General features: G+C 71.3%; 20 protein-coding genes. 4 read left to right on the plus strand and 16 right to left on the minus strand.

The window, feature by feature from the left end:
- The first annotated feature begins 21 nt into the window (after window positions 1-21).
- Window positions 22-903: an LLM class flavin-dependent oxidoreductase gene (locus MUE36_07925; protein ID MCU0310854.1), complete on the plus strand. Its 882-nt coding sequence runs from the start codon at window positions 22-24 to the stop codon at window positions 901-903.
- A gap of 26 nt (window positions 904-929) precedes the next feature.
- On the opposite strand, the gene MUE36_07930 is transcribed toward MUE36_07925, so the two are convergent.
- The 10 genes from MUE36_07930 to MUE36_07975 form a co-directional block, all read right to left on the minus strand.
- Window positions 930-2,147, minus strand: a complete 1,218-nt coding sequence (locus MUE36_07930) for a CoA transferase (protein MCU0310855.1) — start codon at window positions 2,145-2,147, stop codon at window positions 930-932.
- Between the two features lie 63 nt (window positions 2,148-2,210).
- The gene (locus tag MUE36_07935) at window positions 2,211-3,383 is read right to left on the minus strand and encodes an acyl-CoA dehydrogenase family protein (GenBank protein MCU0310856.1); all 1,173 of its coding nucleotides are present in this window, start codon (window positions 3,381-3,383) and stop codon (window positions 2,211-2,213) included.
- Between the two features lie 107 nt (window positions 3,384-3,490).
- Window positions 3,491-4,684 (minus strand): cytochrome P450, encoded by a 1,194-nt coding sequence (locus MUE36_07940; protein ID MCU0310857.1) that lies wholly within the window; start codon window positions 4,682-4,684, stop codon window positions 3,491-3,493.
- Window positions 4,685-4,686: 2 nt separating this feature from the next.
- Window positions 4,687-5,388, minus strand: a complete 702-nt coding sequence (locus MUE36_07945) for an ABC transporter ATP-binding protein (protein MCU0310858.1) — start codon at window positions 5,386-5,388, stop codon at window positions 4,687-4,689.
- A gap of 14 nt (window positions 5,389-5,402) precedes the next feature.
- On the minus strand, window positions 5,403-6,173 hold the full coding sequence (locus MUE36_07950; GenBank protein ID MCU0310859.1) for an ABC transporter ATP-binding protein: 771 nt from the start codon (window positions 6,171-6,173) through the stop codon (window positions 5,403-5,405).
- On the minus strand, window positions 6,170-8,338 hold the full coding sequence (locus tag MUE36_07955; protein ID MCU0310860.1) for an ABC transporter permease: 2,169 nt from the start codon (window positions 8,336-8,338) through the stop codon (window positions 6,170-6,172). Before MUE36_07955 ends, MUE36_07950 begins: the two co-directional genes overlap by 4 nt.
- Window positions 8,339-8,393: 55 nt before the next feature.
- A complete protein-coding gene (locus MUE36_07960; GenBank protein ID MCU0310861.1) occupies window positions 8,394-9,761 on the minus strand; it encodes an ABC transporter substrate-binding protein in 1,368 nt (455 codons plus the stop codon).
- Between the two features lie 126 nt (window positions 9,762-9,887).
- On the minus strand, window positions 9,888-11,072 hold the full coding sequence (locus MUE36_07965) for a thiolase family protein (GenBank protein ID MCU0310862.1): 1,185 nt from the start codon (window positions 11,070-11,072) through the stop codon (window positions 9,888-9,890).
- Entirely contained in the window at window positions 11,069-11,479 is a 411-nt protein-coding gene (locus MUE36_07970; protein ID MCU0310863.1) for an OB-fold domain-containing protein, read from the minus strand. The genes MUE36_07965 and MUE36_07970 overlap by 4 nt, the downstream gene beginning before the upstream one ends.
- Before the next feature lie 69 nt (window positions 11,480-11,548).
- Window positions 11,549-12,841, minus strand: coding sequence for an amidohydrolase (locus MUE36_07975; GenBank protein ID MCU0310864.1), 1,293 nt, complete (start codon window positions 12,839-12,841; stop codon window positions 11,549-11,551).
- A 129-nt stretch (window positions 12,842-12,970) separates the two neighbouring features.
- Here MUE36_07975 and MUE36_07980 point away from each other — a divergent pair, with 129 nt between their 5' ends.
- Window positions 12,971-13,708, plus strand: coding sequence for an SDR family oxidoreductase (locus MUE36_07980; protein ID MCU0310865.1), 738 nt, complete (start codon window positions 12,971-12,973; stop codon window positions 13,706-13,708).
- A gap of 69 nt (window positions 13,709-13,777) precedes the next feature.
- Complete coding sequence (locus tag MUE36_07985; GenBank protein MCU0310866.1) at window positions 13,778-15,055, plus strand: TetR/AcrR family transcriptional regulator; 1,278 nt, start codon at window positions 13,778-13,780, stop codon at window positions 15,053-15,055.
- Window positions 15,056-15,085: 30 nt separating this feature from the next.
- Here MUE36_07985 and MUE36_07990 read toward each other — a convergent pair whose 3' ends face one another.
- From MUE36_07990 to MUE36_08010, 5 genes are all read right to left on the minus strand, one after another.
- Window positions 15,086-15,277: a ferredoxin gene (locus MUE36_07990; protein ID MCU0310867.1), complete on the minus strand. Its 192-nt coding sequence runs from the start codon at window positions 15,275-15,277 to the stop codon at window positions 15,086-15,088.
- 90 nt (window positions 15,278-15,367) lie between these two features.
- Window positions 15,368-16,633 carry an acyl-CoA dehydrogenase family protein gene (locus MUE36_07995; GenBank protein ID MCU0310868.1) on the minus strand — a complete coding sequence of 422 codons (1,266 nt, stop codon included), beginning with the start codon at window positions 16,631-16,633 and terminating at the stop codon, window positions 15,368-15,370.
- A gap of 43 nt (window positions 16,634-16,676) precedes the next feature.
- Entirely contained in the window at window positions 16,677-17,810 is a 1,134-nt protein-coding gene (locus MUE36_08000; GenBank protein MCU0310869.1) for an acyl-CoA dehydrogenase family protein, read from the minus strand.
- Between the two features lie 130 nt (window positions 17,811-17,940).
- Window positions 17,941-18,975 carry a zinc-dependent alcohol dehydrogenase family protein gene (locus MUE36_08005; protein MCU0310870.1) on the minus strand — a complete coding sequence of 345 codons (1,035 nt, stop codon included), beginning with the start codon at window positions 18,973-18,975 and terminating at the stop codon, window positions 17,941-17,943.
- Window positions 18,976-19,001: 26 nt separating this feature from the next.
- The gene (locus MUE36_08010) at window positions 19,002-19,700 is read right to left on the minus strand and encodes a Gmad2 immunoglobulin-like domain-containing protein (protein MCU0310871.1); all 699 of its coding nucleotides are present in this window, start codon (window positions 19,698-19,700) and stop codon (window positions 19,002-19,004) included.
- A 219-nt stretch (window positions 19,701-19,919) separates the two neighbouring features.
- On the opposite strand from MUE36_08010, the gene MUE36_08015 reads away from it, so the two are divergent.
- Window positions 19,920-20,909, plus strand: coding sequence for an LLM class flavin-dependent oxidoreductase (locus MUE36_08015; protein MCU0310872.1), 990 nt, complete (start codon window positions 19,920-19,922; stop codon window positions 20,907-20,909).
- Window positions 20,910-20,948: 39 nt separating this feature from the next.
- Here the strand turns inward: MUE36_08015 and MUE36_08020 are convergent, their stop codons facing one another.
- On the minus strand, window positions 20,949-22,094 hold the full coding sequence (locus MUE36_08020) for an acyl-CoA dehydrogenase family protein (protein ID MCU0310873.1): 1,146 nt from the start codon (window positions 22,092-22,094) through the stop codon (window positions 20,949-20,951).
- Between the last annotated feature and the right edge of the window lies 1 nt (window position 22,095).

Consider the following 22,095-nt stretch of genomic DNA (forward strand, 5'->3'; position numbering starts at 1 on the left):
TGTCGTCTCCCTGGAGGTCCGATGAACGACGCGCCCGAGTTCCACCTGTTCCTGCCCCAGATGCGCCTGTCGCTCGACGCCATGGTCGAACGGGCCCGCGCCGCCGAGGCATCGGGCTTCACCGGCATCGCCCTCATGGACCACCTGGCTCCGCCGATGGCCGAGGGGCACGACATGTACGACGCCATGATCACCGCCGCGTGGTTGGCCGCCCACACCGACACGCTCACCATCGGTCACCTCGTGCTGTGCGACTCGTTCCGCCATCCGGCGGTGCTCGCCAAGCAGGCCGTCACCCTCGACCACGCCTCGGGAGGGCGCTTCGAGCTGGGCATCGGATGGGGCTCGGTCACCGCCGAGTTCGACCGCTTCGGCGTCGGCGCCACGGACGCCCCCACCCGGGTGGCCCGGTTGGCCGAGACGTTGACCGTGGTCCGCGCCCTCTGGTCGGGGGAGACGGTCGAGTTCGAGGGCGACCACCACCGGATCCACGACGGCGTGCAGCGCCCGACGCCCCTCGGCGACATCCCCATCGTCATCGGAGGCGCCGGCCCCCGCACGATCGACCTCGTCGCCGCCCACGCGACCTGGTGGAACTGCCCGCTCTACGCCCTCGACCGGTTCGACGCGCTGCGCCCCCGGACAGGCAGCGCCCGCGCCAGCACACAGGAAATGGTGGCCTTCGTCGCCGATCCCGCCACCCGCGACGAGACGTTGGCGCTGGCCACCCGGCGGTTCGGCACGATGGGCGGCGGGCTGGTGAGCGGCGACGCCGACGAGCTCCTCGAGCACTACCGGGACCTTCACCGCCGAGGCGTCGAGCGGGTGTACGTGTGGTTCGCCGACTTCGCCCCGCCCGCCACGCTGGCCGCGTTCGGCGACCAGGTCGTCGCCGCGTTCTGAGCGCGACGACGACCTGATGCCGACGCTCAGAGGACGGAGCCGCCCAGCTTCAGCTCGATGATCTCGTCCATGTCCTTGCCCAGCTCGAGCAGCACCTCGTCGGTGTGCTCGCCCAGATCGGGGGCGCGGGTGAGGTCCGGCGGGGTGCGATCGAACTGGATCGGCGACGGGACCATCCGGAACGACGACCCCGAGGCGCTCTCCACGTCCCGGACGTAGCCGTTGGCCAGCACCTGCGGGTCCTCCAGGAGCTCCCCGGGCCTCGCCACCGGACCCCACACCCCCTCGGCGTCGGCCAGCACCGCCTTCCACTCCTCGAACGTGCGGCTGGCGAAGATCTCGTCGAGGGCCGCCACGCACGCCGGGGCGTTCTCCCGACGGGCGGCGGCGTCGACGAACCGGGGGTCGTCGAGCAGCTCGGGGCGCCCGATGCGCTGCACCAGGTCGGGCCAGTAGCGGTCGGCCTGCAACATGATCAGCGACAGGAAGCGGCCGTCGGAGGTCTTGTAGGTGTTCACGATGGGGTTCGGGGCCTGGGTCCGGTCGAACGACGGCATGGTGTCCATGCCGAACAGTCCGGCGGCGAGCAGGGTCGCCCCGGTCGCCCACATCCCCGTCGCCATGAGCGAGTTGTCGACCACCAGCGCCTCACCGGTGCGCTCCCGGTGGAAGAGCGCCGCCGAGATGCCCCCTGCGATGGTGAGCCCGCCGATGAGGTCGCCGAAGGCCGGGCCGGGCTGGTTGGCGGGCCAGTCGGCGCCCGCCGGGGTGGCGATGTCGGCCACGGTGCGGGCCCAGAACGAGCAGCCGTCGTACCCGCCGCGCTCGGCCTCCGGGCCCTCCTGGCCCTGACCGGAGCCCCGGGCGTAGATGATGTTCGGGTTCGCCGCCCGGATGTCCTCGACCTCGATGCGCATGGCCCTCCGGCTGGCCGGGAGGATGCTGGTGAGGAACACGTCGGAGGTGGCGGCGAGCTCCATGAGCAGGTCATGCCCCTCGTCGGTCTTGAGGTCGATGGCCACGCTGCGCTTGCCCCGGTTGGGGAGCTCGATCATGTGGTTGACACCACCTGGCCCGCTCGGGACGAGCCCCGACGTGACCAGGCCCCGTTGGGGGTCACCGCCGTCGGGGTGCTCGATCTTCAACACGTCGGCGCCCCACTCGGCCAGCACCGCCCCGGCCGACGGGACGTAGGTCCAGAACGCCACCTCCAGCACCCTGACGCCGTCCATGATCCCTGCCATTGCCGTTCCCCCTGTCCGGGCCCGCGGGCCGCTGTCGATGCTGTGATCCGGCCCACCGGTCGGTCAGCCCGGTCGGGCCGCCTTGGGCTCGCGGGGCAGGCCGAGGACCCGCTCGCCGATGATGTTCCTGTTCACCTCGGTGGTGCCCCCGGCGATGGTCAACGAGACCGAGCCGAGCAGGCCCCTCCCCCATGACCCGTCGAGGGCGGCGAGGCCGAGGGCGTCGACGGCGCTGGCCGCCACGCGCTGGCTGGTCTGCGACCACGCCAGCTTCATGATGCTGCCCTCGGGCCCCGGCGGGCGTCCGGCCAATGCCGCGCCGAGCGCCCGCTTGGCCAGGAACTCGAGGAGGCGCACCTCGACGAAGCGGCGCATCAGGTCGTCGCGCACGATCGGCGAGTCGAGGGGCCGCCGTCCCGACGGCCCCTCCTCTCCCGCGGCGACGAGGACCCGGTCGAGCGTGGCCCGGACGCTGAGGTACATGCTCGCCACACCGGCCCGCTCGTTGCTCAGCGTGTTGGTCGCCACCGCCCACCCGCCGTCGACCTCGCCGAGCAGGGCCGACACCGGGATCCGGGCGTCGGTGAAGAACAGCTCGCTGAACTCGGTCGTCCCCGCCATGGTGACGATCGGCCGCGCTTCGATGCCGGGGGTGCGCATGTCGACGAGCAGGCACGTGATGCCCTGGTGCTTCGGGACGTCGAGGTTGGTGCGGACGTAGAGCTGGCACCAGTCGGCGCGGTTCCCGTTGGAGTTCCAGGTCTTCTGGCCGTTCACCACGAAGTGGTCGCCCTCGAGGACCGCCCGGCACGACAACGATGCCAGGTCGGAGCCCGCGCCGGGCTCGGACATCCCCTGGCTCCAGATCTCGTCGCCGCGCAGCATCGGCTGGAGGAACCGCTCCTTCTGCTCGGCGGTCCCCATCGCCATGATGGCGGGGGCGATGTTGGCCACCCCGATGGCGTTCACCGGACCGGGGACGCCGGCGCGGGCCGTCTCCTCGTTGAAGGCGAGCTGCTCGGCGATCCCCGCGTCACGACCGCCGAACTCCCGGGGCCAGGCAATCGCCCCGTAGCCAGCGTCGACCAGGGTGGCGTTCCACTTGCGGTGGGCGTCGAAGCGCTCGTCGTCGTCGTCCCCGGCCAGCGCGGCCCGGACCTCGTCGGTGAAGTTCTCGTCGAGCCACGCCCGGAACTCACGGCGGAACCCCTCGGCGTCGTCGGCCTGATCGGACACGGGCATCACTCCTCTCGTCGCGTCAGGCTAGAGCGAAGCTGACGTGAACGTCAGATCGGGGCGACAGGCGACGACCACGGGTGACGATCATGCGTGACGCGCAGGGCTCAGGCGGCGACGGGGACGTTGGCCGGGCCGGCCACGTTCGACATCTGCACCCAGCGCACCCCGTCGCGGTCGACCTCGAGGTCGGGCCAACGTCGGTAGAGCTCGTCGAGCGCGACACGGCTCTCGAGGCGGGCCAGGTGGGCACCGATGCAGTAGTGGATCCCGTGGCCGAAGGCGATCGGCAACGGGCCCTCCCGCTCGATGTCGAAGCGATCGGGGTCGTCGTAGGCCCGGGGGTCGCGGTTGGCGGCGCCGGTGAGGATGAGGACGGGGTTGCCGGCCGGAATGGTGACCCCAGCGATCTCACGGTCCTTCAGCGAGTAACGGCCCTGGTACTGGGACGGGGCGCGGTAGCGCATGGCCTCCTCGACCGCCCCGGGGGTCTTCGAGGGGTCGGAGGTCATCTTGGCCAGCTCGTCGGGGTTGTCGGCGAAGGTGAGCACCGCGTTGCCCACGAGCTTGGTGACGGTCTCGCTGCCGGCCGCGGTGAGCAGGCCGATGAACCCGGCGATCTCGTCGTCGGTGAGGTGGTCGACGGCGCCGTCCTCCCGCTCGACCTGCGCCTCGATCAGGTGCCCGATCATGTCGTCGCTCGGGTGGGCCCGCTTGTCGGCCACCAACGCGTTGATGTAGGCGCCGGAGGCGATGGCGGCGTCGATCCCGGCCTGGGTGGGGAACGGGTTGCCGATCTCGCGCTCGAGCAACGAGTCGGTCCAGTGCCGGATCTGTTGGCGGTCGGCCTCGGGGATACCGACGATCTCGCAGATGACCTCGACGGGGAACGGCCCGCTGACGTCCTTGACGACGTCGAAGTCGTCCCGGCCCTCGAGCGGGTCCATCACCGCGGTGATGACCCGGGAGACGACGGGCTCCCACTCGGCGATCCGACGGGGGGTGAACGCCCGGTTGACCAGCTTGCGGAGCCGGTCGTGCATCGGGGGGTCCATCATGATCATCGAGTTGATGCCCGAGCTGATCGACCCGAAGTCCTCGCTGGTCAGCTGGTCGATCGTGAGGCCCCGGGTGGAGGTGAACGCGGCCACGTCGCGGTGCACCTCGATGCAGTCGTGGTACCGCGACACCGCCCAGAAGCCGATCCGCTCGTTGTGGTACACGGGCGCCTCGTCACGCAGCCACCGGTACACCTCGTAGGGGTCCTCGAAGAACTCCTGGCTGAACGGATCGAACTCCATCGTCACGCTCCTTCGAAGAGGCTGGAGGCGACGACGTCGGCGGCCCCCTCAGCGTCGCCCTCCCAGGTCACCGTCCCCCGGTCGAGCAGGACGGCACGACTGCAGAGGCGCAGCGCCGGTCCGATCATCTGCTCGACGATCAACAGCGAGGTGCCGGCGTCGCGGATGACGGCGAGGGTGTCGTAGACCTCGTTGATGATGACCGGCGCCAACCCCAGGGAGAGCTCGTCGGCGATGAGCAACGGCGGCGACTCGACCATGACCCGGGCGAGCGAGAGCATCCGCTGCTCACCCCCCGAGAGCGTGCCGGCGATCTGGGACCGTCGGTCACGGAGACGGGGGAACAGCTCGAAGGCCCGTTCGAGCCCGTCGTGCACCCCCCGCTTGCCGAGGGACTCGCGGAACGACAGCGTGAGGTTCTCCTCCACGGTGAACGTGGCGAAGACCGAACGACCCTCCGGGGCGTGGGCCACGCCCATGCGGGCGAAGTCGCGTGTGGGTCGCCCCGACATGTCGATGCCCTCGACGAACACCTGCCCCTCCGAGGGCGGCACCAGCCCGGTGGCCACGCGGGCGACGGTCGTCTTGCCCACGCCGTTGGCGCCGAGGAGCGCGACCGCCTCGCCCCGCCCGACGGTCAAGGAGACCCCGAAGAGGGCACGGAACGGCCCGTAGGCGGCCTTCACGTCACGGAGCTCGAGCATGGGGGGCGTCTCGGTCACAGGTCCACCACCACGTCGCCGAGGTAGGCGTGACGCACGAGCGGGTCGACCATGACGTCGGCGGTCGCGCCCGAGGCGATGGTGCGCCCGAAGTCGAGGACGTAGGTGCGCTCGGTGAAGCTCGTGACCAGCTCGACGTCGTGCTCGACGAGCAGGATGGCGAAGCCCTGCTGGGCCTGGACGTCGCGCAGCGTCTCGGCGAGGGCAGCGGTCTCGGTGCGGTCGAGCCCGGAGGACGGCTCGTCGAGGAGGAGGAGCTTGGGCTCGGTCATGAGGGCCCGGCCCACCTCGACGAGTCGGCCCTTGCCCAGACTGAGCATCTCGATCGGCGAGTCGGCCAGTTCGGACAGGCCGAGCAGGCCGAGGACCTCGTCGGCCCGGCGGATCTCGTCGGGCTTCGGACGACCGAGGCCCACCAGGTCCTTCCAGAACGACCCGGTGCCGTTGCGCACCCGCTCGGCGATGAGCAGGTGCTCGCGGACCGTCGTGTCGGCGAACAGCTCGATGCGCTGGAAGGTGCGCCCGATCCCCGCCTGCGCCCGCCGGTGCACGGAGAGCGAGCCGATGTCGCGGCCGTCGAACACCACGGTGCCCGAGGTCTGGGGGTTGATGCCGAGGAGGCAGTTGAAGAACGTGGTCTTGCCGGCCCCGTTCGGGCCGATCAGCCCGACGCGCTCGCCCTCGTCGACGGCGAGGTCGACACCGTCGAGGGCCCTGATGCCGGAGAACGACTTGACGATCTGCGTGGCCTCGAGCAGGGGGCTCACCGGGAGGCCTCCACCGTCGGGGCAGTCTCGACCGAGGGACCGGGATCGTCGTCGGGTCCGGGGTCGGCGCCGACACCGGGGTCGTCGGGCGGTCCGGGGCCGCCGTCGCCGGGGACTTCCACCCAACCCTTGCGGGCCAACCAGGCGTCGACCCGGGCCGTCGAGCGGCGAGTGCCGTACTCGAGCATGCCCTCGGGGTGCTTGGCGTACTGCACCGAGGTGAGCCCGAAGAGGACGAAGCGCCACTGCGGCGAGATCGGGAACACGTCGGGGATCCGGCTGGCCCCCCCGAGGATCCAGCCGAGGAACGCGCCCTTCAGGATGACGGCGTCGAACAGCGCGAACGCACCGCCGGCCTGCGCGGCGCCGGCCACCGTTCGGGCGCTGAGGCTCACGACGAGCACCAGCCAGAACAGCGCCGCCGTGGGGGCGAAGTTGTTGGCGTAGTTGACGTTCTCCTGCGAGATCGCCAGCATCGCCCCGCCCAGCCCGGCGATGAAGGCCGAGACGGCGAAGGCGATCATCCGGGCCCTGGCCGGTGCGATGCCGATCGACTGCGCGGCCACCTCGCTGCCCTGGATGGCCCGCAGCGTCCGACCGAAGGTTCCTTCGCGGAGCTGGATGACGACGACCCCGACGATCACGAACATGATCAACGCCAGCGCGAGGAAGGTCTTGTCGTTGGCGAAGTCGAACGGCCCGAGTGTGGGGCGCGGGATGCGGGTGCCCTGGAGCAGCGACGTGCCGCCCCCGCCCACCCAGGAGAGCTTGACGACGACGGCGTCGAAGAAGAACGCGAACGCCAGGGTGGCGATGGCCAGCCACACCCCGCCCAGTCGGCGGACGGGGAAGGCCAGGAGCGCGCCGATCGCCGCGGCGATGACGGCCCCGATGAACGCGCCGAGGAGCACGGAGATCTCGTGGCGCGTGGCGAGCTGGAAGACGGTGAAGCCGCCGATCGCCGCGAAGGCCCCCTGGCACAGGGAGATCTGTCCGGCGAAGCCGGTGATGACCGTGATGGAGAGGAAGATCATCGAGAGCACGACGGCCTGGGTGACGACGAACACCCAGAACTGGTCGCCCCGGAAGAAGACCACCGAGAACACCGTCGTGAGGAAGACGATCCCGAACACCCACGTCGCCCGGGTGAGCAGCTTGGAGCGGGTGAGGTTGAGGTCGACGGGCGGGGGCGGGTCGACGCCTGCCATCGGGTCGGTGGACTCCGGCGCCTTCCGGATGGCCGGCCAGAACACGAAGATCCCGAACAGCAACAGGAACGGGACGGCCGGCGTGATGTTGTCCTGGATGGGCCGGAGCCAGGCGAGCGAGTCGCTCCACTGCGGGATGAACGTGTTGAACAGGGAGATGGTGATGCCCAGGCCGATCCCGCCGATCAACGCCCTCGGCAGGCTGACCAGACGCCCGACGGCGGCGGCGGCCACGGCCACGACCACCAGGCCGAAGAAGTCGGGGGCGACGAGGGTGTTGAAGCGGGGGGCGATGAGCACCCCGGCGAGACCGGCGAAGAAGCTCGACAGCGCCCACGAGAACGCCGAGACCCGGTTGGAGTTGATCCGGTTCAGCTCGGTCATCCGCGGGCTCTCGACCACCGCCCGCATCTTCAGGCCGAGCGCCGTGAACTTGAAGAGGGCCCCCAACCCGAGCATCGCCGCCACCGCCACGAAGAGCTGGGCGAGCTCGTTGCGGCTGAAGGGGTAGACGCCGAACGGGTCGTAGAACACCGTCGACCCCTCCGACACGATGCCGGTGGGCGTGCTCCCGGCGACCGCCGTGAAGTTGGCCACGATGTCGAAGATGGCCGGCATCGCCACGGTGAGGCCGATGGAGACCACGAGCTTCGACACCGCCGATGCGGTGCGGAGGTGTCGGAAGATGAGGCGCTCGAGGACGAGGCCCACCAGTGGCGCCAGGATCACCACGGACACGACGAAGGCCGGGACGATCGGCCACTCCCATTCGGTGCGGGCCTTGAAGAACATCGCGGCCGACACGTAGGCCTGGGCCCCGAAGGCCAGGTTGAACACGCCCGACGTCTTGTAGGTCAGGACGAAGCCGAGGGCGATGAGGGCGTAGACCGCCCCCGGCGGGGTGCCCTGGAGGATGGCCCGGAAGATGTCCTCCGGGACGCCGGTCGAGAGGATCACGTGGTCGTCACCTTGTGTGGGTCGGTGGTGATCGGGGGCTCAGCGACGTGCTCGATCAGCTCGCCTCGAAGTCCTTCTGCTCCGGTTCGACCCAGTCCCGGGAGGTGTTCGGCCAGCAGATGAACGGTGTGGCGGGGTCGGCGACCGTCTCGAACTGGCCGTTGACCACCTTGACCGGGGCGAAGCACTCGAAGACGCTGCCGTCCTCGGGTGTCTCCTGGGTGGGCGGGGTGTGCTGACGGGTCCAGTCGATGGGCGGCAGCAGACCGCCCGCCGTGTCGGCGGTCTGGGTGTTGGTGGCGTCGATCACGCTCTGGCGGGTGAAGTCCGGCCCGGCGAGCAGGAGGCCCTGCACCGCCTGGGTGGCGTTGATCCAGCCGGTCATGGCGAGCTCAGAGGGCTCGGCTCCGACCTTGGCGATGTACTCCTCGAACTTCTGCTGGGCCTCGTTCGGGGTGGCCTCGAAGGGGCGGAAGACCGGGGTGACGTAGTCGCCTTCGAAGATGGTCCCGGCTTCGGTGACGAACGCCTGGTTGTAGGTGTTGGGGTGGTCGAGGATCACGTCGGACATGCCCTGGCGGTCGAGCTCCTGGGCGAGGGTCTTCATGCCGTTGAGGTCCATGCAGGTGGAGATGTACTCGACGCCGGCGTCCTTCATGGCGGTCACCTCCGGGCCGATGCCGTTGGGCAGGCCGAAGGCGAGGTCGTCGTTGAAGTAGACGACCTCGGCGCCGGTGACGTCGGAGTACTTCTCGAACGACTCCTTGCGGGACTGGGAGCAGACCTTGGAGTTCTCGCTCACCCCGTAGCCGAGCGACGCCACCTTGGTCTTGCCGGCCTGCTGGAGCAGGTAGGAGCCGCCCCGGGTGGTGCAGTCGGCGCACGCCGGCGGCGCGCTCGGGAAGATGGCTTCGCGACCGGTGACCTCGGTGGCGTGGATGCCCCACCCGTAGGTGGGCACGCCGGCGTCGTTGAGGTCGCCGTAGCCGGACGCCACGAGGGTGGCCACGAAGACGCCGAAGGCCTCGCCGCCGGAGATGACCTCGATGGAGCGGGCCTGGTTCTGGGCGAGCTCGTCGTCGAGGGTCTGCCCGATCTCGAGCTGGCGGCCGTAGATGCCGTTGAACTCGGTGTTCTGGTACTCGAAGTAGGCCTTCACACCGGCCTCGTAGCAGTCGAGGATGCAGGTGCCCAGAGGGTTGTTGGCCTTGGTGCCGATGACGGCGTAGCTGATGGCATCGTCGGTCACGCCGGGCACGCCGCTGATCTCGACGAAGGTGTCGCGGTCGCCCTCGACGGCGGTGCCGGACGAACCCGAGGTGGTGCTCGGCGACGAGCCGGAGTCCGAGTCGGAGTTGCTGCAGGCCGCAGCCACGAACGCCAGCGCCAGCACGATGGCCAGCAGTCGGTTCCTCATACGCATTGCCGAATCCCCCCCGGGTCCAGGTGTGTCGGGCGCCACACTAGGTGACACGAACGTCAGATGCTCGCGATTTCCCCGATTTTCGTCGCGTCGACCGCCGGACCCGCCGTCACCCGATCGGCAGGGTCAGGCGTGCCGACTCAGCAGGAGCGTCCCCGCGATGGGGCCACCGCCGTTGCCGACCGCAGCCACCTCGGCACCGGCCACCTGCCGGGCGCCGGCCTCGCCCCGGAGCTGGAGCACCGCCTCGTGGATGAACCCGAAGCCGTGCAACCTTCCCGCCGAGAGCTGGCCCCCGTGGGTGTTGAGCGGCAGCTCGCCGTCGAGCGCGATCCGGCTGCCGCCCTCGATGAACGGGCCCGACTCCCCCTTGCCGCAGAAGCCCAGGGCCTCGAGCCAGACCATGGCCAGGAAGCTGAAGCCGTCGTAGAGCTCGACGAGGTCGACGTCGGCCGGAGTGAGGTCGGTTCGCGTCCAGAGGTGGGCGCCGGCGTCGCGAGCGGCCATGGTGGTGAGGTCGTCGAACTGGTCCCAGGAGGGACGGCCCCGCAGCGCCGTCCCCATGGCCTCGACACGCGCCACGGGGTGGTCGACCGCCGACGCGTGCTCGGCGCGCGAGACGACGAGCGCCGTCGACCCGTCGACGGGCACGTCGCAGTCGAAGAGGCCGAACGGGGTGGTGATCGTTCGGGCGGCCAGGTAGTCGTCGAGCGTCATGGGGTCGGTGTAGATGGCGTTCGGGTTGAGCGCCGCGTTGCGGCGGGCGGTGACGGCGATCATGCCCATCTGCTCGCGGGTGGTGCCGTACTCGTGGAAGTGCGCCTGCGCGTTCATGGCCAGCCAGTTGGCTGCTGAGTAGGCCCTGAACGGGATGTTCCACTGCATCGAGCCGCTGATCCCGCCTCCGCCGCCGCCGATGCCCTGTCGACCCCCTGCGCCCTGCGCCGTCGCCTCGGTCACCGTGCGGTACACGAGCACGTGATTGGCCAGGCCGGCACCGACGGCCATCACCGCGTTCACGACCGCCGCGAGTTGCGCGGGACCTTCGATGCCGCCGGTGTGCCAGTTCACCTCGAGCCGTAGGGCCTCCTGGACCTCGGGCGTACCGGGGCCGGCGAAGCCGGGCGCGCCGGCCATGCCACCTCCCGGGTAGGTGGCGATGCCGTCGATGTCGGCCAGGGTCAGCCCGGCGTCGGCCACCGCCGCCAGCGCGGCCTGGACGGTCAGGTCGAGCCCGGTGCGGTTGAGTCGTCGGCCGATGTCGGACTGGCCGATGCCGGAGATGATGGAGCGTCGTTCGAAGTCGGTCACGGCTCCACCCTCTCGAACAGCGGGAGCCACACGTCGCCCTGGTGCTCGAAGGTGACCTGCACCTCCATCCCTATGGCGACGTCGTCGACATCGATGTTGACGATGTTGGTCGTGAGGCGCAGGTCGTCCTGCTCGGCCAAACCGACGATGGCGATCACGTACGGGTCCGCCGGTCCCACCCACGGCTGGTGGTTGACCGTGTAGGTGAGCACCCTCGCTCGCCCGCTCACCGCCTGCGGCGCCAGCTCGCTCCCCCCGCACTCGGGACACCGTGGGCCCGGCGGATGGAGGAAGTACCCACAGGACGCGCAGCGCAGGAACCGCAACCGGCCGTCGGCGCCGGAGGTCCAGAAGAACTCAGTGGTCTCGTCGAGCACCGGGAGGGCGCGGAACGGCAGGTCGGTCATCGGGTGGGCTCCATGCGGGTCGACGTCGAGGGCGGTGGGAGGACCGATCCTTCCCGATCGGTCCGGGGGTTACTTGCCCTCGCGCGCCGCCATGCGCTCGACCAGGGTCATCGTGGTCACGAGACCCTCGTCCTGGAACCTCCCCGTGCCGTAGCTCACCAGCTCTGTGTCGACATCCGCCGCCTGGGCCCGCAGCGCGCCGGCCGTGGCCTGCTCCCGTGGGATGTGGGAGAAGGGGTCGAACGAATAGGCCTTCATGGCGTTGAGGTGGGTGATCTTGTGCACCTCGTCCTCCGGGAGGCCCTGCAGGTACTTCCAGGCCATCTCGGGCGCGTTCGGCCAGGTCGAGTCGGAGTGCGGGTAGTCGCACTCCCACATGATGTGGTCGCCGTTCAGGTGGTGGCGGACTTCCATGCCGGCGGCGTCGTCGATGAAGCAGGTGTAGATGCTCTCGTTGAACACCTGGCTCGGGAGCTTGTCCCCGAAGTCCTGGTTGGTCCAGGTGTGGTGGTGCTGGTACGTGTAGTCGACCCGCTCCAGGAAGTACGGGATCCAGCCGATGCCGCCCTCGGAGAGGGCGAACCGCAGCTGGGGGAACTTCCGCAGCACCGGCGACCACAGGAGGTCGGCCGCGCACTGCACGAGGTTCATGGGTTGCAGCGTGATCATGGCGTCGATGGGCGCATCGGACGCGGTGATCACCAGCGACGACGACGAGCCGATGTGCAGGCACACCACGGTGCTGGTCTCGACGCACGCCTGCCAGAACGGGTCCCAGTAGTCGTTGTGGAAGCTCGGGCGGCCGAGCTTCTCGGGGTTCTCCGAGAAGGTGACGGCGTGGGCGCCCTTGGCGGCGGTCCGACGGACCTCGGCGGCCATCAGGTCGACGTCCCACAGCGGCGGGATGGTCAGCGGGATCATGCGGCCCGGGTAGGTGCCGCACCACTCCTCGATGTGCCAGTCGTTGTACGCCTGCGTGAGCTCCAGGGCGATCGCCTTGTCGTCGCAGGTGCCGAAGAGCTGCCCGGCGAAGCCGGTGAGGCTCGGGAAGTTGAGCGAGCCGAGCACGCCGTTGACGTTCATGTCGCGGATGCGCTCGTGGATGTCGTAGCAACCGGGGCGCATCTGGTCGAACGAGGTGGCGTCGAGGCCCCACTCCTCGGGGACGCGCCCCGCGACCGCGTTGAGCCCGACGTTGGGCATGGCGTTGCCCTCGAACATCCAGACGTCGCGCCCGTCGTCGAGGCGCTGCACGTAGGGGGCCCGCTCGGCGGCCTTGGCCGAGAGCCGTCCCTCGAAGAGATCCGGCGGCTCGACGACGTGGTCGTCGACGCTGACGAGGATCAGGTCTTCTGCCTGCATCTCATGGCCCCCCACGATTTCGGTGTCTGACAGTGATGTTAGATTAGTGGCCCCCGGGCGGGACGCAAGCCGGGGCCGACATTTCCCGCGGGTGGGCCGCGGACCCCACTCCCGAAGCGAGGCTCTCGAATGACCGACGTCCTTGACGGCAAGCGAATCCTGGTCGTGGGGGCGTCGAGCGGCATCGGCGCCGCCGTCGCCCGCCTGGCCGCCGCACGCGGGGCGCACGTCGCGGTGACCGCTCGCAGCGAGGAGCGCCTCGCCGGCCTGGTCGAGGCCCACGGCGTCCGCCTGGCCCTCGCCGGCGACGTGCGCGACGAAGCGTCGATCGCCTCGGTGGTCGACGCCGCCGTGGAGGGCCTCGGTGGGCTCGACGCCGTCGTCAACTCCGTCGGCATGTCGCCGCTGCTCCCGATGGTCGACGCCACCCAGGCCGACTGGCACAAGGTGTTCGACACGAACGTGATCGGGGCCGCCCTCGTGGCGACCGCCGTCGCTCCGCACCTCGTGGCCAGCGGAGGCCAGCTGGTGGTCCTCTCGTCGAAGGCCGTCCGCCGGCCGTTCCCCGACCTCGCCCTCTACACCACCTCGAAGTTCGCGCTCGACGGGCTCATGAAGTGCCTCCCGCTCGAGTTCCCCGGGCTGCTCGTCACCCGGGTGGTGGTCGGCAACACCGGCGACACCGAGTTCGCCTCGTCGTGGGACCCCGAGACGCTGGGCGCGGCCACCGAGCGCTGGTTGGCCTCCGGCGTGCTGGGGTCCGAGGGCATCATGAGCCCCGACGACGTGGCCGCCACCGTGCTGCACGTCCTCGAGTCCCCGGCCCACATCGACGACGTGGCCGTCATCGACCGGCCGCCCCGGTGAGCTCGAGCCCGGACCGGCGGGCCGGGCCGGATCCCGGCCCGGGCACCCGTGACCGCTAGGTTGGGAGCCATGGACGGCACGGATGTCGTACGACGTCCACCGTTCGGGGACAACCCCCTCGTGGGCGAGCGCGGCGCGACCACCCAGCGAAGGATCCTCGACGCCACGCTCGAGATGTTCGAGCAGCACGGCTACCACGACACGAGGGTCGAGCTGATCACCGAGGCCGCCGGCTGCTCGCGCCCGGCCTTCTACCAGTACTTCTCGGGAAAGGACGACGTCTTCTGGCGCCTCGCCGCCCACATGGCCAAGGCCATGGACGCCCTGGCCGCCGAGCTCCCGGCGATCCCCGCCGACGCCGACGGCGTCGAGGCGCTGGAGCGCTGGCTCGGCGAGCTGGCCGAGCTGTGCACCACGTACTTCCCGATGCTCACCTCCTTCCAGGCCGCCAGCCGCACCCGGGCCCGCACCGCCCGGGGCTCCCAGGCCGTCGGCCAACGCCTCGGCAAGGTCATCCTGACCAGCTTCGACGCCGGCACCGGCGGTCCGCTCCCGCCGGCGTCGGACACCGTCGCCGTCTCGGTGGCCCTGCGCTCGATCCACTACTGGCGGGTGGGCCTGGGCCAACTCGACCGGGACCGGTTCCTGACGGGCCTGGCCCGCAGCCTCCACCGTCTCCTCCACGGCCCCCTCCCGGGCGTGAACGTCGAGCCGGCCCGCACCGAGCCGGCGGCCACCCCGCCCAAGTGGCCCACCTCCCCGAGCCCCGACGGGGGCGCGCGACCGCTGCGCCCCCGCGGCCAGCAGACCCGCCAGCGGCTCCTCGACGCCGCCAGCGCCATCCTGCCGATCTGCGGCTACCACGACACCCGGGTCGACGACATCGTCGAGGAGGCCAAGGTCTCCCACGGCAGCTTCTACCGCTACTTCGCCAGCAAGGACGCCCTGTTCCAGGTGCTCGCCGCCGACGCCGCCACCCAGATGGTCGAGCTGCTCGGAGCCTTCCCCGCCGGGGCGGGCGCCGGTCTGACCGAGTGGTTGGAACGGTGGTTCGCCACCTACCGCGACAACGGCGGGATCATCAGCGCCTGGCAGGAGATCGGCCAGGCCGACCCCGCCCTGGCCGAGTTCTCGCTCGGGTTCGCCGCGGTGTCGCTCGATCGGCTCGTGCGCATCGTCCACCAGCGGGGGTTCGGCGACGCCGAGGTGGATGCCCTCGTCCTCCTCGCGGCCATCGAACGGGTCCCCTACAACGTGCTGGTCCTCGGGCACCTCGCCGAGGACCAGGCCGTCACCGCATCGGCGTTCGTGATCCGGCGCAGCCTGTTCGTGGGCGCACCGGCCTGACGCCGGTCCCGGCGACGCCGACCGCGGCCGTCACTCGACGATGGTGATGGCGTTCTCCGGGCAGTTCTCCGCGCCCCGTCGGGCCGCCGCCTCGAGCCCGGCGGGCACGGTCCCCGTGGGGTCGACGCAGTACCCGTCGTCGTCGGCGTCGTAGAACTCCGGGCCGATGGCGTAGCACCGGCCGTGCCCGGTGCAGGCGTCGGCATCGAACTCGACTCGCATGGGCACCGTTCTAGCGCACCCCGACGCGGCGGGGTGACGCCTGTGTCAGATCGGGACGACCGCCGGACCGGACGGGCTCGGGCGGGGCCCTCAGCCCGAGGCGGGCGGGCCCTTGGGGACCTCGCGGAAGGCGACGTCCTTGTCGAGCGTGCGCTCACGGGGCATCCCGAGCACGCGCTCGCTGATGTTGTTGCGAGCCATCTCGGTGGTGCCGCCGCCGATGCTGTTGGCCTGGCGCATCAGGTAGCGCATCCCCAGGTCGGCGGCAGGATCGTCGGCGTCCCACGCCGCGCCGGCCGGTCCGGCCAGCTCCAGCTGGATGGTGGTCGTCCGCTCGCCCACGACGGCGCCCATGAGCCGGGCGATCGACGCCGCGGTCTCCGGGATCGTGCCGGCGGCCATGCCCGCGCCGATCCGCTTGCTGAGCTCCGTGCCGGCCCGCTGGAGCGCCCGGGCCTCGCCGATCAGGTCGCGCGCCCGGGGGTCGTCGAGGCGACCGGTGTCGCGGGCCAGCGCCACGAGGGAGTCCTCCCTCTCCTCCGGCGGGGCGTGCCCCGGCGCCGGGCCGCTCACGTACGGCGAGCCCCCGCCCATGGCGTTGCGCTCGTGGAACATCCAGCGCCGGCCAATGGTCCACCCGTCGTCGACCTCGCCGACCCGACGGTCGTCGGAGATGCGCAGGTCGGTCATGAACTCCTGGCAGAACTCCTTGGACCCGTTGATCATCTCGATCCGCTGCACCTCGATGTCGGGCTGGCGGATCTTGATGATGAACACCGAGAGGCCCTGGTGCTTCGGCACGTCCCAGTTGGTGCGCAGCAGGCACAGCCCGTAGTCGGACCACCAGGCCCCGGTCGTCCAGACCTTCGAACCGTTGATCACCCACTCGTCCCCGTCGCGCACCGCCGTCGTGAGCGCGCCGGCCACGTCGGACCCACCGCTCGGCTCGGAGAGGAACTGCATCCACAGCTCCTCGCCCTTCAGGATCGCCGGGATGTGCTGTTGCTTCTGCTCCTCGGTGCCGAACTCCAACAGCACGGCGGCGCACGGGACGAACGTCGGGACGTTGAAGATGCGGGGCATCTCGTAGGGGGCGCAGGCCCTGTTGAAGGCCAGCTGGTACTCGACCGGCAGGCCCTGGCCCCCGTACTCCCGGGGGAAGCAGATGCCCGCGAAGCCGCCGTCGAAGAGGGTGCGCTGGAGGCGACGGGCCTCGGCGACCGAGGCCAGCTCCTCCTCGTCGGACCCGAAGCCACGCATCCCCAGTTCGCCGGTGCGCGGCGGCATGTTGGCGGCGAGCCACGTCTCGGCGCGGGCCACGAAGGCGTCGACGGTCTCGATCTCGGTGTCGGTCATCGGGGGTTCCTCGTCGTGTCGGTCGTACGGGGGGCGGGGGCGGTCATGCCGCCGTCCCGGCCCGGAAGGCGGTGATGCGCTCACGGTGGTCGGCCGGGGTGCCGAAGAGCTGGCGGTCGGCGACGACCCTGCGCAGGTAGAGGTGGATGTCGTGGTCCGAGGTGAGGCCGATCCCGCCGTGCATCTGCACGCAGTCCTGCATCAGCTCGGCGAGGTGCTCACCCAGATAGGCCTTGGTGGCGCTGGCCGTCTCGGGGGCACCCGGATCGTCGGCCTGGACCTCCCGGGCCAGGGCGGCGGCCAGCGCATGGCTGGCCTCGAGCCACATCTTCATGTCGGCGAAGCGGTGCTTGAGCTCCTGGTAGGAGGCGAGGGGTCGACCGAAGGAGTAGCGGTCGAAGGCCCACTCGACGGTGAACTCGAAGGTCCGGTCGGCGGCACCGACCATCTCGGCGCTCTGCACCACGAGGGCCAGCTGGAGCTGGCGCTCGACGTCGCCGGCCACGCTCGCCGGGGTGCCGACGGCCGCCGAGGCCGGCACGGTGGCGCCGTCGAAGTCGACGCGCGCGTAGCGGCGGACGAGGTCGAGGCCCTCCAGGGCGGTGACCTCCACCCCGGGGGTGTCGGCCGGCACGAGGTACTGGGCGAGCCCGTCGCCCTCGCGGGTGGTGACGAGGAGGTGGTCGGCCTGGGCGGCCGCCTCGACCGGGGTCGAGCTCCCGGTGATGACGACGTCGTCGCCGGAGCGCTCGGACCGGGGGGCCGTCGAGGGCGCCACGCCGACGGCGTGCTCGGCGCCGCACCAGGCGGTGACCAGCTCGCCGGCGACGATCGCCTCGAGCAGCGCGGCGCGCTGCTCGTCGCTCCCGGCGCGGGCCACGGCGGCGGCCACGACGTTGGTGGGGAGCAGCGGACCGGGGGCCACGAGGCGACCGAAGGCGTCGGCCACGACGGTGAGGTCGACGACGCCGCTGCCGCTGATGCTCCCCCCGCCCAGGTCTTCGGGCACGAGCAGGGACGTCCAGCCGAGCTCGGCCCCCTGGCGCCAGTAGTCCCGGTCGAAGCCCTCCGGGGACGAGGCCAGCGCCCGGACCTCGGTGATCGGGCACTCCGTGGCGAGGAACCGCCTCGTCGTGTCGCGGAAGAACTCCTGGTCGTCGCTGAGGGTGACCTCCACCCTGCCTCCTCTGTGGTCGGGCGAGCCGGACCCCGTCCGGCGCCGCGAGCAACCTAACAGAGGCGTCAGGTAGCCGGTCAGGGCGCCCGGCGATCAGCCCGGTGGGTCGACCGGGTCGGGTCCCTGCCGATCAGGCCGCTCGACCGGGCCGCTCGGGCGGTGCGAGGCCGACGTCGATCACGGCGGCGCCGGTGACACGGTCGGCGGCGAGGTCGGCGAGCGCCCGAGCGGCGTCGTCGAGCCCGTAGGGCGTCACCGTCGTGCGCACGCCGATCCGGGCGGCCAGGGCGAGCAGCTCCTCGCCGTCGGCGCGGGTGTTGGCGGTGACGCTGCGGACCTGGCGCTCCTGGAAGAGGTGGCGCTGGTAGTCGAGGGGCGGCACGTCGCTCAGGTGGATCCCGGCGATGGCCAGCGTGCCCGCCCGATCGAGGGCCTCGAGCGCCACGGGAACCAGCTCGCCGACCGGGGCGAACAGGATGGCGGCGTCGAGGGGCACCGGAGGGCGGTCCGTGGCGGCCCCCACCGACGCCGCGCCGAGCTCCACCGCCAGGGACCGGGCCTCGGCCGAGCGGGTGAGGACGTGCACCTCGGCACCCTCGGCGATCGCGATCTGGGCGGTGATGTGGGCCGATCCACCGAAGCCGTAGATGCCGAGCCGTCCTCCCTCGGGCACCTCGGCACGGCGCAGCGCCCGGTAGCCGATGATCCCGGCGCAGAGCAGCGGCGCCACGTGGCGGTCATCGATGCCCTCGGGCAGCCGGCAGGCGAAGCGCTCGTCGACGACCGCAGCCTCTGCGAACCCGCCGTCGGCGTCCCACCCGGTGAACCCCGGGTCGAGGCAGAGGTTCTCGGCGCCCCGACGGCAGAACCGACAGAGACCGCACGTGTGGCGCAACCAGGCGATGCCGATGCGGTCCCCGACCGCGAACCGAGTGGCCTCCGGCCCCACCTCGTCGACGACCCCGACGATCTCGTGGCCGGGTACGACGCCGTGCCGACGGGGGGCGAGGTCGCCCTCGGCGAGGTGGAGGTCGGTGCGGCACACCCCGCACACCGACACCCGGACGCGCACTTCGTGACCGCTGGGCTCCGGCACGTCGCGGGTGACGAGGCGCAGGGGGCCCTCGGCCGCCGGGCCCGGCTGCTCGACGATCCAGGCCCTCATGGCGTCTCCCGGCGTCGGTCGGGCGATCAGCCGGCCACGACCATTGGCAGCGCGGCGACGTCGCCGGGATCGGACTCGAGGCCCGTACCGCCCTGAGCGACGATGGCCACGACGTCACCGGGCCGGGCTGCCTCGACGGCGACCGTCGTGGTGAACGGCTCGAGCGTGCCGAGTGAGCCGCCCTGCACCACGACCGACGTCGGCGCCACGTCGGGACGGGCGGGCAGGTAGGCGGTGACGACGATCGTCCCCTCGAAACCCCGCCCGCGGCCTTCGACGGTGATCGGCCCGGCCGGCACCTCGGCGTTCGTCTCGGGCACGGTGATCTCGACCCCCTCACTCACCGCGCCGATGACGAACCACCCTTCGCCCAGCTGGCGGACGAAGAGGGTGGAGCGGACCAGGGGATCACCTGTTGCGTCCTCACCGGCGAACAGCACGTCGATCTCCCCGCTTCGGGCGTCGCCCTGGCGGAAGTCGCCCAGGGCGGCCGTGGAGCCCAACACCTCCGTGACGAACCCCTGGGCCGCCTCTTCGGGGCCGGCGAGCACGACGTCCGGCGCCGGCCACACGGCCGGCTGGAGATCCTGGGGTTCCACCGTCGAGCCCGACGGGGCGGCGGCCGTCGACGTCGTGGTGCCGGCACCGTCGTCGTCACCGCAGGCCGAGAGCGTCGTCGCCGCCACGACCGCGATCAGAACGACGAGAAACCGTCGAACCGTCATACCGAAGCACCTCCGAGGCCTGCCGCCGGACATCGTCGACATCCTTCGTACCGACGACCAGGTGGGGAGGGAAGGGCCGAACGTCACCAAGGGGGTGGATGGGGACGCCCCGCCGTCCACGAACCCGCGGTGCGACGATCCCTGCGGTGAGGAGGGGACCGACCGGATCTCGGGCATCCTGATCACCCCGGCCCGTGCCCCCGACCCGAAGGTCCCGCGATGTCCGTTCCTCTCTCGATCCTCGACCTGGCGATCATCGGCAAGGGCGAGACGGCGCGGTCCAGCCTCGACGGCAGCGTGGCGCTGGCCCGCGCCGCCGAGGCCCACGGCTACCAGCGGGTCTGGTACGCCGAGCACCACAACATGGCGGCCGTGGCGTCCTCGGCCACGGCGGTGCTCATCGCCCACGTGGCCGCCCACACCGAGCGCATCCGTCTCGGCGCCGGGGGGATCATGCTCCCGAACCACTCGCCGCTCACCGTCGCCGAGCAGTTCGGCACGCTCGAGACGCTGCACCCCGGGCGCATCGACCTGGGCCTCGGACGGGCACCGGGGAGCGATCAGCCCACCATGCGGGCCCTGCGCCGCGACCCTCGCGCCGCCGAGTCGTTCCCGCGTGACGTCCAGGAGCTCCAGGGCTACCTCGGCGACGAGAGCCTGGTCCCCGGCGTGGACGCCGTGCCCGGCAAGGGCACCCGCGTGCCGCTCTACATCCTCGGGTCCTCGCTCTTCGGCGCGACGCTCGCCGCCGCCCTCGGGCTCCCGTTCGGCTTCGCCTCGCACTTCGCTCCCGGGTCGTTGACCGAGGCGGTGGCGCGGTACCGACGGGAGTTCCGGCCGTCCGCGCAGCTCTCCGAGCCCTACGTGCTGGCGGGCGTCAACGTCGTGGCCGCCCCCACCGAGGCCCAGGCCGAGGCCAACCACCAGGCCGTGAAGCGCAGCCGCATCTCGCTCTTTGTCGGTCGCGGTCGCACCTTCACCGACGACGAGGCCGACGCGCTCCTCGCCTCACCCCAGGCCCGCCCGTTGCAGGAGATGATGCGCTACACGGCGGTCGGACCGCCGTCGGCTGTGGGCGCCTACCTCGAGGACTTCGCCCGCCACGCCGACGCCGACGAGCTGATCGTCGCCCACCAGGCACCGACCCTCGACGATCGGCTGCGGTCCGTGGCGCTCGTCGCCGAGGGCGCGGGGCTCGTCGCCGCCTGACGGCCCTGCACGCCGATCCGGCACACCCCCGGGATCCGGTCAGGCCACGCCGAGCAGCTCCACCGCGGCGTCGGTGAGGGTCTTGCGCCCCACCATCACGTGCTGGGTGGCGGCGTTCATGTCGCGGAAGCAGCGTCCGAGCACGCTCGGGTTGCGCAACGACTCGGTACCGGCCTCGCGGTAGGCCCACTCGACCGCCTCCGCGGCGGCGGTCGTGGCCCAGGTGGTGGCGAGGCGGGTGAGGTGGTTCGTGCGCGCCGAGAGCCGCTCCCCCGAGGCGACCTCGGCCTCGGCGGCGGCGAAGGTCTCGAGGACGAACGCCCGGGCGGCGCGCACCTTGGCCTCGGCCTCGGCGAAGCCCACCTGGAACACCTGCTGCTCGCCGAGGAGGCTGTCACTCATCCGGACCTTCGTGGCGGCGATCGACGCGATCTCGTCGAGCGCCCGGCGCGCCACCCCCAGCGCCCACCCCGCGTGACCGGCGGCAGTGAGCACCATCACGCCGAGGCGGTGCATGTCGGACCCGCGTTCGGGGACCTCGGTGAAGATCGAGAACACCTCGCCGGCGCCGACGCGGATCGGAGCGATCTCGTAGTCGACGCTGGCCGTGCCCGAGAGCCCCATGACGTCCCAGTTGCCCTTGAACTCGACCTTGTCGTTCGGGACCACGGCGGCGACGACATCGGGCATGCCGTTGTCGCGCATGACCATCTCACCGTCGCGGTAGACGAGGCACCCCCCGAGCATGTGGGTGGTCTGGTCGGACCCGGAACCGAAGCGGTAGCTGCCGGAGATCACGTAGCCGTCGCCGTCGACGTCGGCACGACCCATCGGGGCCAGCTGACCGGCGAGGATGGCCCCCCGGTCGGTGCCGAACAGCGCCCGAGCCACGTCGTCGCTGGTGTAGATCGCGCTGAACGCGGTGCTGACCGACGCCGCCATCGTCGACCAGCCGACGGACCCGTCCTGGCGGGCGAGCTCCTCGATCACCTCGATGGTCCCGACGATCCCGAGCTCGTCGCCACCGAACTCCTCGGGGACCATGAGGTGGATGGCCCCCGATTCGCGCACCGCCGCAGCGACCTCGTCGGTGAGCGCCGCCCGGTGCTCCATCTCGTCCGCGGAGGCCTCGACCATGGGGGCCAGCGCCCGCACCCGCTCCAGCAACGACGGCGTCACGTCCATC

It is taken from the genome of Acidimicrobiales bacterium, assembly GCA_025455885.1.
In the GTDB taxonomy this organism is placed as follows: Bacteria; Actinomycetota; Acidimicrobiia; order Acidimicrobiales; family Acidimicrobilacustridaceae; genus Rhabdothermincola_A.

Coding starts and splice junctions, on each gene's coding strand:
- MUE36_07970 (MCU0310863.1), bottom strand. CDS start 11,479: ATGACCGACCTGCCGTTCCGCGCCCTCCCGGTGCTCGACGAGACCACT.
- MUE36_07925 (MCU0310854.1), top strand. CDS start 22: ATGAACGACGCGCCCGAGTTCCACCTGTTCCTGCCCCAGATGCGCCTG.
- MUE36_07945 (MCU0310858.1), bottom strand. CDS start 5,388: ATGCTCGAGCTCCGTGACGTGAAGGCCGCCTACGGGCCGTTCCGTGCC.
- MUE36_07995 (MCU0310868.1), bottom strand. CDS start 16,633: ATGACCGACACCGAGATCGAGACCGTCGACGCCTTCGTGGCCCGCGCC.
- MUE36_07930 (MCU0310855.1), bottom strand. CDS start 2,147: ATGGCAGGGATCATGGACGGCGTCAGGGTGCTGGAGGTGGCGTTCTGG.
- MUE36_08020 (MCU0310873.1), bottom strand. CDS start 22,094: ATGGACGTGACGCCGTCGTTGCTGGAGCGGGTGCGGGCGCTGGCCCCC.
- MUE36_07985 (MCU0310866.1), top strand. CDS start 13,778: ATGGACGGCACGGATGTCGTACGACGTCCACCGTTCGGGGACAACCCC.
- MUE36_07975 (MCU0310864.1), bottom strand. CDS start 12,841: ATGCAGGCAGAAGACCTGATCCTCGTCAGCGTCGACGACCACGTCGTC.
- MUE36_07940 (MCU0310857.1), bottom strand. CDS start 4,684: ATGGAGTTCGATCCGTTCAGCCAGGAGTTCTTCGAGGACCCCTACGAG.
- MUE36_08015 (MCU0310872.1), top strand. CDS start 19,920: ATGTCCGTTCCTCTCTCGATCCTCGACCTGGCGATCATCGGCAAGGGC.
- MUE36_07980 (MCU0310865.1), top strand. CDS start 12,971: ATGACCGACGTCCTTGACGGCAAGCGAATCCTGGTCGTGGGGGCGTCG.
- MUE36_07960 (MCU0310861.1), bottom strand. CDS start 9,761: ATGCGTATGAGGAACCGACTGCTGGCCATCGTGCTGGCGCTGGCGTTC.
- MUE36_08010 (MCU0310871.1), bottom strand. CDS start 19,700: ATGACGGTTCGACGGTTTCTCGTCGTTCTGATCGCGGTCGTGGCGGCG.
- MUE36_08005 (MCU0310870.1), bottom strand. CDS start 18,975: ATGAGGGCCTGGATCGTCGAGCAGCCGGGCCCGGCGGCCGAGGGCCCC.
- MUE36_07990 (MCU0310867.1), bottom strand. CDS start 15,277: ATGCGAGTCGAGTTCGATGCCGACGCCTGCACCGGGCACGGCCGGTGC.